We start from the raw sequence: 14622 nt of genomic DNA, 5'->3' as shown, positions 1-14622 counted from the left end.
TTGACTCCTATTCATAATATTTGTCGATAGCTTTACACAAACCATTGCCAAAGATACTCACGATTAACAGTGAAATAAAAATTGCAATACCAGGTAAAATCATTGACCAAGGGGCGAGATAAACAAGTTCAAGACTATCTCTGATCATAGCTCCCCATTCTGGTGTTGGGCGCTGTGCGCCTAATGATAAAAAACTTAATGCGCTAATTTCCATGATAGTAACAGTAAAAGCTCTGATTACTTCGCGCAAATAACGCACAGTAATATGAGGTAAAATAGTTTCGGTGAGCAAATTCCGCGTTGAAACACCATTTAAACGCAGGATAGAAACGTATTCTTTCTTTTTCTCCAATTGAATAGCCTGATAAATTTCATGGATAAAATGAGGCAACAGAGCAAGGGTAATCGCCAGCATTGCATTTGGTAAGCTTGGTTCCATTAATGTGGCAATAATGATACTAATTAATAGAATAGGCACCGATAAAAAAGCATCTAAAAAGTGACCTAAAATACGCGATTTCAATCCTTTTGAAATGCCCGCTAAAATCCCTAAAAAGCCACCAATAAGTGCGGTGAAAAAAACCACAATTATGCTTGAACCGAACGTATAGGTAATACCATTAAGAAGGCGGCTAAAAATGTCTCTTCCTAGATCATCAGTGCCAAAGAAATAAGCTACTTTACCTTCTGTATTCCAAGACGGTGGAATGAGTTCTGCACCAACAAATTGCATATGGCTTGGATAAGGCGCAAGCCAAGGACTGATCATCGCAATGATTGTCATAAAGACGAAAGCATAAAAACCAAATAAGGCAATACGATCTTGTCGAAAAATATGCCAAATTTGTTTTATTGTGTTGGTTTCGCGGAATTCGTTGGGTTCTTTATCAAATATCATTTGCCCACCCTTTTTTTCCGAAAGGATCTAATAAAAAGCTCAGTAATTCGGCGATTAAATTGATGGTAATGATAAATAATCCAATCACAATAACGCCAGCAGCAATACTGTTATAATCTTGTTGAGAAACGGATAGCATTAACCAGCGTCCAATACCAGGCCAAGCAAATGTACTTTCAACTAACATCGATAATGCTAAAACAAACGTAATCAAGCGGGGTAACTGTGGTATTAAATGTGGCAAACTATTTCGCAATACATAGCGGAATAGGATGCTACAAGTTGACCAACCTCTTGTTTGTGCAAACTTCACATAGTTTTGATTTAAGATTCTTTCACCTTGTTGTTGAATTAAGCGGGTAATTTCCATTGTTGGCGAAAGCATTAACACCAATGAAGGCAAGGCCAAATGTTGGAGAACATTTTGGACTATTTTAATGCGATATGGCACATCAACGAACCACATATCAATGACGGCAAAGCCCGTAATTTGTTTGATTTCATACAGTGCATTATATTGTCCTACTGCAGCAATTTCCCAGCGATATACTGCAGCAAAATAGAGCAGAATGGGGGCAATCCAAAAAAACGGAATTGAAATACCAAAAGAGGAAATGGCATTAATGGCTTTTCCATATATGGTGCGATGTTGGAAAGCTGCAAATATGCCTAATGGTACACCAAATAAAAAGGCCAAAAAGATGGCTGCGAAAACCAATTCGATAGTCGGCGGCAATACAGTGAAAATAACTGAATTTAATGAATCTCCGCCGTTATAGGTAATGCCTAAATTGCCTTTTAATAAACCACTGACATAATCCATATAACCAGAATAAAAGTGCGGTTCAGAAAATGAAATATTTGATGGCTCACGCATAAAAATATGATAGCTCACCAACGTCAGAAAAAATAAAATGGCTGAGGTTAAAAATAAGCGACGAAAAAGAGCATATATCATTTTTTACGCTCCTGTTTAAAGGATAGTTTTTCAAAATGAATGTTGCCAAATGGAGTAATGTCAATGCCACGTACTTTGGTATTGGAAATTAATAAACGTCCCACATTGGCAATGGGGAAAATCGCGAGTTCCGACAAGGCAAATTCTTCCGCTTCTTGATAATCAGCTGCTCTTAAATGGGCGTTGCGATTGAGTAACGCCACATCAAGTAATAAATCAAAACGGCTTGAACACCAGTTGGCGATATTGGTAATTTCACTGGCGCTGTTGCAACTAAGAATCGGGCGTAAGAACGCATCTGGGTCCAAACTGCCAGATAACCAGCCACCTAAAATCAAGTCATAATCTTCAGTTTTATTTGTCAGATTTTGGATTAAAAAGTTGCGAGAAACAGACCGCACTTTTACTTTTACACCTACTTGCGCCAAGTCAAATTTAATCATTTCTGCCATTTTTATTGGGGCAGGATTGTAAACTTGATCTTCATTAATTACCCACAAATCTAAGTTAAGATCGCGATCTGCTAGAACTTTTTTAGCCTGTTCTGGATCATAATGATAGCTTAGTTTTTTGGGTGATGATTCAGCAGCCCATGATACTGGCGGAATAATGCGGTTAGCCAAGGTCGCTTTTTTGTAATAAATCAAATCGATAATTCGTTGACGGTTAATAGCTTGTGCAATAGCTTTGCGAACTGATTTATCTTGCACCGCAGGGCGTAAGGCATTAAAAGCAAGAAAAGATAAATTCATGCCATCAACCATGGTCGTTTGGTAGCGGGTTTCTGCATTTTTTAATAAACCCAGTTGGCTTAACTCTGGGAAACCCACAATCTGGCATTCATCATTTAAGAATTTTGCTAATCGACCTGTGCGATCCGTTGAAAAGTCGATCACAATATGGGGAATATCTGCTGTTTTTTTCCAATAATGAGGATTACGCGTTAAACGAATATATTGGCTGCGGAAATAATCCTGTACTTGATAGGCTCCTGTGCCAACGGGAAGTTGGTCGAGCTGGCTGAGATTGTCATCTGCATTGAGCTGTAAAGCATATTCTTGCGATAAAATGACCGCATACTGACTGGCTAAATGAGATAAAACAGAGGTATCAGGCTCAAATAGCGTAATTTTTACTGTACGAGCATCGATGCTTTCTACTTGTTTAATTTTTTTGTCGAGTTTCACACTTTCAAAATAAGGAAAACGTGATTTACGAGCTAAATCGTGGAAGATTTGATATTGTCGATCCACATTATCATTGTTATCTTCACTGAATTCAGGTAAGCCAGTAGAGTGGCCTAACACACGATTGAGTGAAAATACCACATCATCTGCGTTTAAATCTCGGCTTGGTGTAAACCAAGCAGTGTGGTGGAATTTTATGCCCTTACGCAGTTTTATTGTGATGGTCTTGGCATCCGATGAAATTTGATAGGATTCGGCAAGTGAAGGCTCAATTCGAGCACTATTATCCGCAGGTTCAAATAATTTATTATAAATTTGTTCTGTTACCACATTCATGCTTGTGCTCGTATCCGCAGTTTGTGGATTAAAGGAAAAACCCGTTGCATGAGTACAATAAATTAATCCATTATTTGATACCGACGAAGGCACGCGAGGTGTTGCCTGTGCTGATGTTGCAACAGCGCAAGAAAAAAGTGCGGTTAAAAAAGGAAGAATTTTTTTAAGCATAAATTAAGGTATTCGTGGTAAATTAGCCTAAATTTTAGAATATATTTGTTAGGTTGGCTACCTGATTTATGTGAATCCCGCATAGTTGCCTAATTTATGAGAATTTAAATATGCTAAATAGTTTGCAGAAAGAAATAAATCAATTTATTGATCGTGGCTTGGATCGTTCCTTGCGAATTGCTGTGACAGGGTTAAGTAGAAGTGGGAAAACTGCTTTTATCACAAGTTTTATCAATCAATTGTTACATATTGATAAAGTCGACAATTACCATTTACCTTTATTTGAAGCAGCGCGTAATAACCGTATTATTGCCGTAAAACGTGTGGCGCAATTGGATTTACGTATTCCTCGCTTTGAATATGAAAAAAATTTGGCAGAACTTAGTCAAATTCCACCGCGCTTTCCACAATCTACGCGTGGCGTGAGTGAAACGCGCCTTGCTATTCGGTATCAACGTCATAATGGCTTAATGAGTTATCTTAAAGATACTGGCACCTTATATGTGGATATCTTTGATTATCCTGGGGAATGGTTGCTCGATTTGCCTTTATTGCATTTGGATTATCAGCAATGGTCACAATCTTTGACGCAATTGTTTACTGATAACCGCAAACATTTAGCTCAAACTTGGTTGCAAAAAGTGCAACAACTGGATTTATTGGCTGTGGCAAATGAAGATAAATTGGCTGAAATTGCACAGGAATACACCGCCTATTTACATCGTTGCAAAGAACAAGGGTTACATTTTATTCAACCGGGACGTTTTGTTTTACCAGGTGAGCTTGAAGGAGCTCCTGTATTACAATTTTTTCCGCTATTAAATGTTGATGAATCACAATGGGTTAAATTGAAAAAGCAAGCTTCATCAAATAGTTATTTTGCTGTTTTACAGAAACGTTATGAATATTATCGTCACAAAATTGTGAAGCATTTTTATCAGGATTATTTTGCTAAATTTGATCGTCAAGTGATTTTGGCAGATTGCTTAACGCCTTTAAATCATAGTCGTCAGGCTTTTGTGGATATGCAAGAAGGATTAAGTCAATTATTTCAGAATTTTCATTATGGCAAGCGAAATTTATTACATCGGTTATTTTCGCCTTGCATTGATAAATTAATGTTTTTAGCCACTAAAGCGGATCATATTACCAGTGACCAATTGCCTAATTTAGTGAGTTTAATGCGCCAGCTAGTGCAAGATGGTGGACGACATGTTGAATTTGAGGGTATTGAAACGGAGTACAGCGCAATTGCGGCAATTCGTTCGACCCAGCAAATGAACGTTGAGCAGAATGGTCAACATTTTAAAGCGATTCAAGGGATTAGAACCAGTGATTTGAAAAAAGTAACGCTTTATCCTGGTACTGTACCAAGTAAAATTCCTAATCCGGAATTTTGGCAAGAGCGGAAGTTTGAATTCGATCAATTCGAGCCTCAACCTTTATCACCTAACGAACCCATTCCTCATTTGCGCATGGATACGGTGTTACAATTTTTATTAGGCGATAAATTAGCGTAAGTGAGAAAACAATGAACGATAAAATTATTTTTGAACATCAAGATCATTCAGATAATGAACAGCAGTTTCAAGCTAAGCAAGAGTTTGATCAACAAGCGAAGATTGAAGTAGATAATGAGCCATTAGAAGCAGAACTATTAGATGAAAAATTTGATCAAGCCATAGTGGCGAAACCGCGTTGGTGGGTAAGAGCGTTAATTGGCGTGATGTTATTATTTTTATTAGCCATAGTGGCACAATCAGTCCAATGGTTGATTGATACTTGGCAGAATCATCAATGGATTTATTTCGCTTTTGCTTTGGTAAGTTTTTCAACAGTATTGCTAGGTTTAGTGGCAATTGCTCGAGAATTCTCACGCTTGCGTCAATTGCGTCAGCGTTTATTGTTGCAGCAACAAAGCAGCGAGTGGCAGCATAAAAGTGCGGTGCAAATTGACACAGATTTTTCGGTGGATAAAATGCGCCATTTTTGTGATGAAGTGGCAAAAAATATGGGGCTAGATGAGCAACATACCGCATTAATTCAATGGAAAAAGCAAATTTCATTGGGACATAATGCACAAGAAGTAGGATTTTTATTTAGCCAAAATGTGCTTCTTCCCGTTGATCAAAAAGCAAAACAATTAATTACAAAAAATGCCATTGAAAGTGCGGTGGTGGTAAGTATTAGTCCTTTAGCGGTGGTTGATGTATTTTTTATTGCTTGGCGTAATATCCGTTTAATTAATCAAATTGCACAACTTTATGGTATGGAATTAGGTTATTTCAGCCGTTTGCGATTAATGAAATTAGTGCTATTAAATATGGCACTCACAGGTGCCACCGAATTGGTACAAGAAATGGGCATGGATTGGCTATCGCAAGATATCGCAGCAAAACTCTCTGCACGAGTGGCTCAAGGTATTGGTGCGGGTTTATTAACCGCTCGTTTGGGGGTTAAAGCCATGGAGTTTTGTCGCCCAATGGCATTTAGCCGTCAAGAAAAGCCGAAGTTAGCACATATTCAACGTGAATTATTAAGTCATTTAAAAAGTACCATATTAAACCCATTAAAAATAAAGCAAAGCGAAAAGATGTAACGATTTATTGACGTGTGTATATTTATGATTTACAGTTTAAGCCAATGACTGTTTTCCTTTGGGTTTAAAAATGAACGAAAATACACCGCACTTAACTTATCATATTGATGATATTGTGGCATTAAGTCCAAAAATGCAAAATTTGATTGATAAAGCGAAGAAATTTGCAGTCCTTAATGCGCCTTTACTCATTCAAGGTGAAACGGGAACTGGCAAGGATTTGTTAGCCAAGGCTTGCCATCAATGGAGCCCTCGTCGAGATCATAAGTTTATCGCGGTGAATTGTGCAGGCTTACCAACAGAAGACGCTGAAAGCGAAATGTTTGGACGCATGCAAGCAGAGCAAACCACTCAGGGATTTTTTGAATATGCCGATGGCGGTACAGTATTATTAGATAGCATTGCTGAGTTGTCCTTGCCATTACAGGCAAAACTGTTGCGCTTCCTGAATGATGGTACTTTTCGTCGCGTAGGAGAGGAGCGAGAACATTATGCCAATGTGCGTGTGATCTGTACTTCTCAAGTGCCACTGTTGCATTATGTGAATGAAGGGAAAGTCCGTAGTGATTTATTTCATCGCCTCAATGTGCTGACGTTAGATCTGCCGCCATTAAGTGGGCGTCAACAGGATATTGAACCTCTCACTCAATTATTTGTTCAGCAAATCAGTCAAAATCTTGGTATTTCTCCACCGCACTTTGATCAAGCATTTATTCAATATTTACAGCAACATCATTGGGCTGGTAATGTGCGTGAATTGTACAATGCCTTATATCGAGCTTGCTCTTTATGTGAAGGTCAGCCGCTTGCCATAGCACATCTTAATTTGGCAGAAAACACATCTGTGAATTTGAATGTAGATCCTGTGGGGATTGAACAGTTCGAGAATTTGAATTTAGAACAAATTATGGAAAACTTTGAAAGCCAGGTGTTACGTCAATTTTACAGCCAATATCCAAGCACCAGAAAATTAGCGACACGTTTAGGGGTTTCGCATACTGCCATAGCCAATAAATTAAAACGTTATGGCATAAGCAAATAGACTTAGCTTTCTTCTAAATCAGAAATGGGATTAAATAGGGCTAATTCAGGGAATTTTTTTACACGTTTAAGCCATTCCACTTTTTCAATGTCGATCTGTAATTCAAATTCGCCTTGTTCAGAAATTTTCTCTTGGCGTATACAGTCCAATTGATAAAAACTATGGCGAATTTTGCCTTGGTTGGCATTTAATGTGATGGTTAAAGACAAAATCGTATTTTGTAACCGCTGATGAATAGCTTGAAATAGCAAGTCTATACCAGCACCAGATTGGGCAGAAAGATAGACCGCAACAGGCTGATTTTCATCATTATATTCAATGTGTGGCTGGATATTTTCTTGTTGATCGATTTTGTTATAGACCAATAAGCTTGGTACTTTATCCGCATGAATTTCCGCTAAAACCTCATTTACTGCCGCAATATTTTCCAATTTTCTGCTATCAGCGCTATCAATAATATGTAGTAATAAGCTGGCTTCAGTCGTTTCTTGTAGAGTTGATTTAAACGCATGTACCAAATCATGAGGCAAGTCACGAACAAATCCTACGGTATCTGCTAAAATAACGGTACCAATATCTTTGATATTTAAACGGCGCAATGTAGGATCGAGCGTAGCAAATAATTGATCTGCTGCATAAACATCCGCTTGAGTGAGACGATTAAATAATGTTGACTTTCCCGCATTGGTATAACCCACTAAAGAAAGCGTTGGTATATTCGCTTTTTGACGGGTTTGCCGATTTTGATTGCGTTGTTTTGTCACTTTTTCTAAACGACTTTGTAATTGTGCTATTCGCACTTTAATTAATCGTCGATCTGTTTCTAATTGGGTCTCTCCCGGTCCACGTAAACCCACAGCCCCTTTTTGTTGGTCTAAGCCTGTTTTTCTGCGCACTAAACTCGAAGATAAATATTTCAGTTGTGCCAGCTCAACTTGCAACTTGCCTTCATGTGAACGTGCACGCAAAGCAAAAATATCTAAAATTAACCCTGTTCGATCGACTACTCGGCATTGACAAATTTGTTCTAAATTTCGAATTTGTGCTGGTGTGAGACTATGATTGACGAGGACAACAGTAGCCTGTCGTTGTTCAACTGCTTGAGCAATTTCTTCGGCTTTGCCTTGTCCCACAAAATATTTTGCTTGTGGTGTTGAGCGTGAAGTTGTAATAACTTGTGAGATTTCTACCTGAGCCGATTTCGCTAGCAATTGAAATTCAACAAGATCTTCAAGATTTTTATTTTGGGAAAAGAATACATGAACAACAACAGCACGATCTTGGCTATTGCTTAACGCGGGTGTTTCACAAAGCGCGGTGGAAATTTCATTATTTTTCACCGCACTTTGTTGATTTTGGGTGCTAAATAAAGTCAATGTTATTCAGCTTGAGAATCCGATTCTGCATATTGTTGAGGTTGTTGCTGCGTATTGTTGTGATGTGACACTGAACGAGCTGGAACCACAGTGGAAATTGCGTGTTTGTAAACCATTTGATTAACAGTATTTTTTAATAAAATCACAAACTGGTCGAAAGATTCAATTTGACCTTGTAATTTAATACCATTCACCAAATAAATGGAAACAGGAATACGTTCACGGCGAAGTGCGTTTAAATAAGGATCTTGTAATGATTGTCCTTTTGCCATTTTATTTTCCTTCTTTATAGTTATTATAAATAAGATTATTCATCTTATGAGGATAATTCTACCATATCAATTTTGCATAGCAAGCTCAAAAGCTTGTTTTACTTTTTCTGGGTTTTGTTCGTTTTCTAAACTATTTAACCATTGAATTGGACTTTTCCAACCGCGTAACCAAGTGATTTGTCGCTTAGCTAGCTGACGTGTTGCACATATACCACGATAAATTGCTTCATCTAAATTATAGTCGCCTTGTAAATGTTCCCACATTTGTCGGTAACCCACACAACGAATAGATGGTAAATTTAAATTTAAATCACCTCTTGCGTAAAGCTTTTCAACTTCTGCTTGAAAACCTTGCTCAATCATAAGATGAAAGCGTTGTTCAATACGTTGGTGTAAGATCGAGCGATCTTCTGGTGCAATTGCAAACTGTAAAATATTGTAGGGGAGCGCTTCCCCTTTTTGTTCTGTTAATTCAGTGAGGGATTTTCCGGTTATATAAAAGACTTCTAGCGCACGATTAATGCGTTGGCTATCGTTGGGATTAATGCGTTGTGCTGATATGGGATCAATCTTAGCTAATTTCTGATGTAAAGCCGGCCAGCCTAATTGCGCAGCTTTTTGTTCAATTTCGGCCCGAATATTTTCATCTGCATTAGGAAGAGGGGAAAGCCCTTCTAATAAGGCTTTATAATAAAGCATTGTACCACCCACTAAGAGTGGCACTTTACCTTTAGCACTAATATCCGCCATTTCAGTTAAGGCATCTTGACGAAAATTCATTGCAGAATAGCTTTCTGCTGGATCAAGAATATCAATCAAACGATGTGGTACTAGCGCTTGTTCCTCTTTGCTTGGTTTGGCAGTACCAATATCCATGCCTTTATAAATCAAGGCGCTATCTACGCTGATGACTTCAATTGGCAACATTTGACTTAGCTTAATTGCTAAGTCCGTTTTGCCTGAAGCTGTTGGGCCCATTAAGAAAATAGCGGTTGGTTGCGTAGATTTCATGATTCATCTCTGTTTAATTGTGCTAAGTAATGGCTAAAATCTACTTGAATAGCGAAGTCGAGTAGATTGAGCGATTGTTGATTCAGTTGCAGTTCCACTTCTTGCAATAAATTGACTGCTTGGGCAAATACCTCAATGTTAGGAAATTCCAACAAAGATAAAAGTGCGGTGCAAAATGGCTCAATTTTTGGGTAATTATTTTGTAATAATCCCATCACAATCTTTTGTAAATTTTGTTGGCGTAAGCATTGTGGTACTTTGTTTAAGGTCAGACGTTGCTGTGCAACATTTTCAACAAATTCAAAGCCTAATTCAGCAAATAACGGTTTTTGTTGTTGCCACTGTTGTTGTAATTGTTCGTTTAAGCGAAATACAACGGGAATTAATAAAGGTTGTTGTGAAATTTGTTTGCTTTTCAAACTAAGTTGAATGTTTGTTTGTTGTAACTGTTTGATACTTAACAAATAAAATTGGGTATTTTGTTGTAACAACAATGCTTGATTATCAACAAGTGCTAGGGCTTTTAGCATATGTTGTTGCACAATTTCTTGCGTTGCAACCACATTGATTGGTGGCGATGAGCTTGGCGTGTTATCGGTTTTTAATAATTCACCATAAGCTTTTTGTTCGCTTTTACTAATATAAGGTGCCTTATCGTAATGATGCGTTGAATGTGAGCCATAAGCAGACGGATTTGCCCCAGAAGTAAAAATATTATGTCCTGCAGCTGCGCGATTAGGTTTTTGTGCCACATAATGGGCTTGTGGTTCTTGGGTTTCGTTATGTTGTTCTGCTGCTGCTGAGAAATCCAATTGTTCAGCACTGGATAACGCATTTTCAACGCCCTGACAAATAAAGTCATGGATTAAACGGGATTGATGAAAACGCACTTCATGTTTGGTTGGATGAACGTTCACATCCACTTCGTTTGGATTGAGATCTAAAAAGAGAACAAAAGCAGGGTATTGTTCCGAATGTAAATAATTGGCATAGGCTTGACGAATAGCGTGCGTGATGACTTTATCTTTCACCATTCGTCCATTGATATAGCAATAAGCCAAATCATTTTGCGTGCGATAAAACTGAGGTGCAGCCACCCAGCCTGATAGGTGCAAATCATCATGTTTCCAATCAATATGTAAGGCATGCTGTACAAAATCATCACCACAAATGGCAGCAACCCGTTTTAAAACTTGCGCAGTTTGCACCGCACTTTTATATTGGCGAACCGTTTTGCCATTATGGGTTAGGGTAAAACTAATTTGTGGCTTGGCGAGTGCAATGCGGCGTATGACTTCATCAATATGCGCAAATTCGGTTTTATCACTACGCAAAAATTTACGGCGCGCTGGCGTATTAAAAAATAAATTAGCTACTTCGACAGTGGTACCCACAGGATGAGAGGCGGGTTGAATGTGACTCTCTTGTTCTCGACCTTGAACATAAACTTGCCAAGCTTCATTTTGATCTGCTGTACGCGAAGTGAGGGTTAAGCGAGACACTGAGCTAATACTGGCTAAGGCTTCGCCTCGAAAGCCAAGACTTAAAATAGATTCTAAATCTTCAATATTGGCAATTTTACTGGTAGCATGACGAGCTAGCGCCAAGCTTAATTCGTGTTTTGGAATACCAATGCCATTGTCGCGGATTTTGATTAGGCTCGCACCACCATTTTCAATATCAATTTGAATACGGTTGGCTCCGGCGTCTAAACTATTTTCCACTAATTCTTTCACCACAGAAGCAGGGCGTTCAACCACTTCTCCTGCTGCAATTTGATTTGCTAACTGAGGTGATAGAATTTGAATTGGCATAACTATTCCTTAATTTGAATTTTCTGACCGACAAATACTTTGCCATGCTTTAATTTTGGGTTTAATTTCAATATCTTGTCTGGAGAAATACCATATAAACGACCGACGGCATAAATGGTTTGATTTTTCTCCATAACGTGATATTTCGGTACTTCTTTTATTTTTTCTGTGCCTACTTTTTTATCCGTTTGTTTATTTTTCTCGGTTTTGCTGTCTTTGTTCTTTTCAGTAGTTGATTTTACTGGCGCATTTTTTTCATGTTCATTGCTTGGTTTTGTTTTAGTGCTAGCTGGGATTTTAAGCTTATCACCAATTTTCAGCTCTTTTTGTTTAAGCTGATTGAGTGCCATAATATCTTTAACGCTCACTTGATATTTTTTCGCAATTCTATCCAAGCGTTCTCCCGATTTCACTTGATGAACAACACCGCTTTCTTTAATGGATTGTTTTTCAGTATTATTCTGTTCTGTTTTTTCTTTTGATGATTCAATGACTTTTTTCTCTGTGGCAGGAATTTTAATCGTTTCACCAATCCACAATTCCTTACGTTTCAATTTGTTTAACGTCAGAATATCAGCTGAACTTACCGCATATTTTTGTGCTAAACCACCAAGGGTTTCGCCTTTTTTAACTTTATGGCGAACACCACTATCTTTTATTGTGTTTTCAGTTACTTTTTTGTCTTCTACCTGATTTTTTTCTTCTTTTTTATTCTCTTTCTTATCTTCTTTTCCTTTGTCTGAATTTTTCTCTGTTTGCGTTTCTTTGTATGACACAGTGGTATTTACATCTAAGCCACCATTACGGCGACGATAATCTACCAATCCCTGATAAATAATATAAGCAATACGTTTACGATAAGCGCTGGTACTTAATTTTGCTTCTTCTTCAGTGTTGGATAAAAAGCCGGTTTCAACTAATACAGAAGGAATGTCTGGCGAACGTAATACACCTAAACTGGCATGCTGTGGTTTGCTTCGACTGAGTTGGGTAATTTTGGCGAAATTGCGTAAAATCGCATTGCCCATTTCATAGCCGACACGTTGGCTGTGTCCAAATTGGAGATCCAATACGGTTTGATTAAGATAGACTTCATTACTATTAGAAAGCACTCTGCCAGCACCACCAAGCAGTTCAGATTGCTTTTCATGATCTTCTAACCATTGTCCCATTTCATCATTTGCACGACGATTGGATAATACCCAAACGGAAGCACCTCTCAGTGCATTATTTGTTGAGGAATCCGCATGAATGGATATCAAATAATTGGCTTTATTACGGCGAGCAATTTCCGAACGAGCAGGAACAGAAATATAATAATCGCCTGAACGCGTTAGAACGCCACGAAAATTAGGATCTTTATCCAACAAGGCTTTTAATTCTTTAGCAATGGATAAGGTGACGTTTTTTTCATAAATGTTGAGATTGCGTCCAATGGCACCGGGATCTTTGCCCCCATGTCCTGGATCAATCGCAATTGTCCAAGCCACTGAAAATGAAAAACTGGAAAAAAGTGCGGTGAAAATTAATACTAAAATTCTTCTCATTTTATTATTATGCAATCTGTTGAATAACCTGTTGTCCTAATGAACTGTTCGCAACTAATTCAATATGGCGAGCCTCATTAGCATAAGAAATATTGACAATTAAATCAGCGCTGGTTAATAAATTTGCGCCTTTTTCTGCCCATTCAATCAAGCAAATACTGTTTGCTGAAAAATAATCACGAATTCCCATAAATTCTAATTCTTCGGGATCATTGAGACGATATAAATCAAAGTGATAAATGCGTAATTGTTGTAATTGATATTCTTCCACTAATGTATAGGTTGGACTTTTTACATTACCCTTATGACCTAACCCCTGAATCATTCCGCGACTTAATGTGGTTTTACCTGCACCTAAATCTCCATTCAAATAGACCACAAAGCCATTTTGTGCGGATAAAGGTGCAATAATATGAGCTAATGTTTTACCAAATTGGCAGGTCATTTCTTCATTAGCAAGATATGTTGTATAAGTCGGGTTCATCATGAGAATTAACGCAAAATCAATATAAAATAACGCAAAATTATACCGCACTTTATATTGATTCTAAAGGGACAAGCGGACTTTATTTGTCACTAGGATAAAATAAATCCATACAAAAAATAAGTATTAATCTGAATTACCTATCGAATTTATTTGAGTAAACCATTTTCATTCTTGGGCGAATAGTATTATACTTAACCCACTTTCAACGCATCTTGTAGCAAAGAAAGGAAGACCTTTTATTTATCATTTATGGAGAATTATTATGGCAATTAATTCAATTGGTTTATCTTCTGAATCATCTAAAACATTAGCGCAAGAATTAAACAATTTATTAGCAAGCTACCAAGTGTTTTACACCAATGTTCGTGGATATCACTGGAACATTAAAGGTTGTAACTTCTTTGAATTACACGCAAAATTTGAAGAAATCTATGATGACTTAGTGGTTAAAGTAGATGAAATTGCAGAACGTATTTTAACTTTAGGTCACACACCTAATAACGGTTTCAGCCAATATTTAAGCGTTTCACGCATTAAAGAAGATATCGGCGTGAGCGATGCTCAATCTTGCTTAAAAGGCACATTAGAAGGTTTCAAAACCTTATTAAAACAACAACGTGAAATTTTAGCGCTTGCTGGTGAAGTGGATGACGAAGGTACAGCTTCACAAATGAGCGATTACATTACTGAACAAGAAAAATTAATTTGGATGTTTAGCTCAGCTTGTGGTTGCTGCAACGGTTAATTTCTCTGATTAAACAAAAAAGTGCGGTGATTTTTACCGCACTTTTTTTATTGCGCTTAAAACGAAAAAAGACGCTTTTTAAAGCGTCTTTTAAGAATTTGGAGCGGGAAACGAGGCTCGAACTCGCGACCCCGACCTTGGCAAGGTCGTGCTCTACCAACTGAGCTATTCCCGCATGC

13 protein-coding genes and 1 tRNA gene are annotated in these 14622 nt (G+C 37.8%); 4 read left to right on the top strand and 10 right to left on the bottom strand.

Annotation, left to right across the window (positions count from 1 at the left end):
* Window positions 1-7: 7 nt before the first annotated feature.
* From ACUXZ4_RS07520 to ACUXZ4_RS07510, 3 genes are read right to left on the bottom strand one after another with little or no spacing between them, the layout of a single operon-like run.
* The gene (locus ACUXZ4_RS07520; protein ID WP_464974014.1) at window positions 8-895 is read right to left on the bottom strand and encodes an ABC transporter permease subunit; all 888 of its coding nucleotides are present in this window, start codon (window positions 893-895) and stop codon (window positions 8-10) included.
* A complete protein-coding gene (locus ACUXZ4_RS07515; protein ID WP_464972595.1) occupies window positions 888-1856 on the bottom strand; it encodes an ABC transporter permease in 969 nt (322 codons plus the stop codon). The genes ACUXZ4_RS07520 and ACUXZ4_RS07515 overlap by 8 nt, the downstream gene beginning before the upstream one ends.
* Entirely contained in the window at window positions 1853-3550 is a 1698-nt protein-coding gene (locus ACUXZ4_RS07510; protein ID WP_464972594.1) for an ABC transporter substrate-binding protein, read from the bottom strand. Before ACUXZ4_RS07510 ends, ACUXZ4_RS07515 begins: the two co-directional genes overlap by 4 nt.
* 110 nt (window positions 3551-3660) lie before the next feature.
* On the opposite strand from ACUXZ4_RS07510, the gene ACUXZ4_RS07505 reads away from it, so the two are divergent.
* The 3 genes from ACUXZ4_RS07505 (at window position 3661) to ACUXZ4_RS07495 (ending at window position 7191) form a co-directional block, all read left to right on the top strand.
* Complete coding sequence (locus tag ACUXZ4_RS07505; RefSeq protein WP_464972593.1) at window positions 3661-5070, top strand: YcjX family GTP-binding protein; 1410 nt, start codon at window positions 3661-3663, stop codon at window positions 5068-5070.
* 11 nt (window positions 5071-5081) lie between these two features.
* Window positions 5082-6149 (top strand): TIGR01620 family protein, encoded by a 1068-nt coding sequence (locus tag ACUXZ4_RS07500; RefSeq protein WP_464972592.1) that lies wholly within the window; start codon window positions 5082-5084, stop codon window positions 6147-6149.
* 70 nt (window positions 6150-6219) lie between these two features.
* Window positions 6220-7191, top strand: a complete 972-nt coding sequence (locus ACUXZ4_RS07495; protein WP_464972591.1) for a sigma 54-interacting transcriptional regulator — start codon at window positions 6220-6222, stop codon at window positions 7189-7191.
* A 2-nt stretch (window positions 7192-7193) separates the two neighbouring features.
* Here ACUXZ4_RS07495 and hflX read toward each other — a convergent pair whose 3' ends face one another.
* From hflX to tsaE, 6 genes are all read right to left on the bottom strand, one after another.
* Entirely contained in the window at window positions 7194-8567 is a 1374-nt protein-coding gene (gene hflX, locus ACUXZ4_RS07490) for a ribosome rescue GTPase HflX (protein WP_464972590.1), read from the bottom strand.
* Between the two features lie 2 nt (window positions 8568-8569).
* The gene (hfq, locus tag ACUXZ4_RS07485) at window positions 8570-8839 is read right to left on the bottom strand and encodes an RNA chaperone Hfq (RefSeq protein WP_464972589.1); all 270 of its coding nucleotides are present in this window, start codon (window positions 8837-8839) and stop codon (window positions 8570-8572) included.
* A 66-nt stretch (window positions 8840-8905) separates the two neighbouring features.
* Complete coding sequence (gene miaA, locus ACUXZ4_RS07480) at window positions 8906-9850, bottom strand: tRNA (adenosine(37)-N6)-dimethylallyltransferase MiaA (RefSeq protein WP_464972588.1); 945 nt, start codon at window positions 9848-9850, stop codon at window positions 8906-8908.
* Window positions 9847-11664 (bottom strand): DNA mismatch repair endonuclease MutL, encoded by a 1818-nt coding sequence (gene mutL / locus ACUXZ4_RS07475; protein WP_464972587.1) that lies wholly within the window; start codon window positions 11662-11664, stop codon window positions 9847-9849. The genes miaA and mutL overlap by 4 nt, the downstream gene beginning before the upstream one ends.
* Window positions 11665-11666: 2 nt before the next feature.
* Window positions 11667-13211, bottom strand: coding sequence for an N-acetylmuramoyl-L-alanine amidase (locus ACUXZ4_RS07470; protein WP_464972586.1), 1545 nt, complete (start codon window positions 13209-13211; stop codon window positions 11667-11669).
* Window positions 13212-13218: 7 nt separating this feature from the next.
* Window positions 13219-13695, bottom strand: a complete 477-nt coding sequence (tsaE, locus tag ACUXZ4_RS07465) for a tRNA (adenosine(37)-N6)-threonylcarbamoyltransferase complex ATPase subunit type 1 TsaE (protein ID WP_464974013.1) — start codon at window positions 13693-13695, stop codon at window positions 13219-13221.
* A gap of 265 nt (window positions 13696-13960) precedes the next feature.
* On the opposite strand from tsaE, the gene ACUXZ4_RS07460 reads away from it, so the two are divergent.
* Window positions 13961-14443, top strand: coding sequence for a Dps family protein (locus ACUXZ4_RS07460; RefSeq protein WP_464972585.1), 483 nt, complete (start codon window positions 13961-13963; stop codon window positions 14441-14443).
* Between the two features lie 99 nt (window positions 14444-14542).
* Here ACUXZ4_RS07460 and ACUXZ4_RS07455 read toward each other — a convergent pair.
* A tRNA-Gly gene (locus tag ACUXZ4_RS07455) sits at window positions 14543-14618 on the bottom strand.
* Window positions 14619-14622: the final 4 nt, after the last annotated feature.

This window comes from Reella acinonychis (assembly GCF_052828705.1).
The sequence above is the reverse complement of the archived record's forward strand: the minus strand, read 5'-3'. Positions and strand labels throughout refer to the sequence as shown.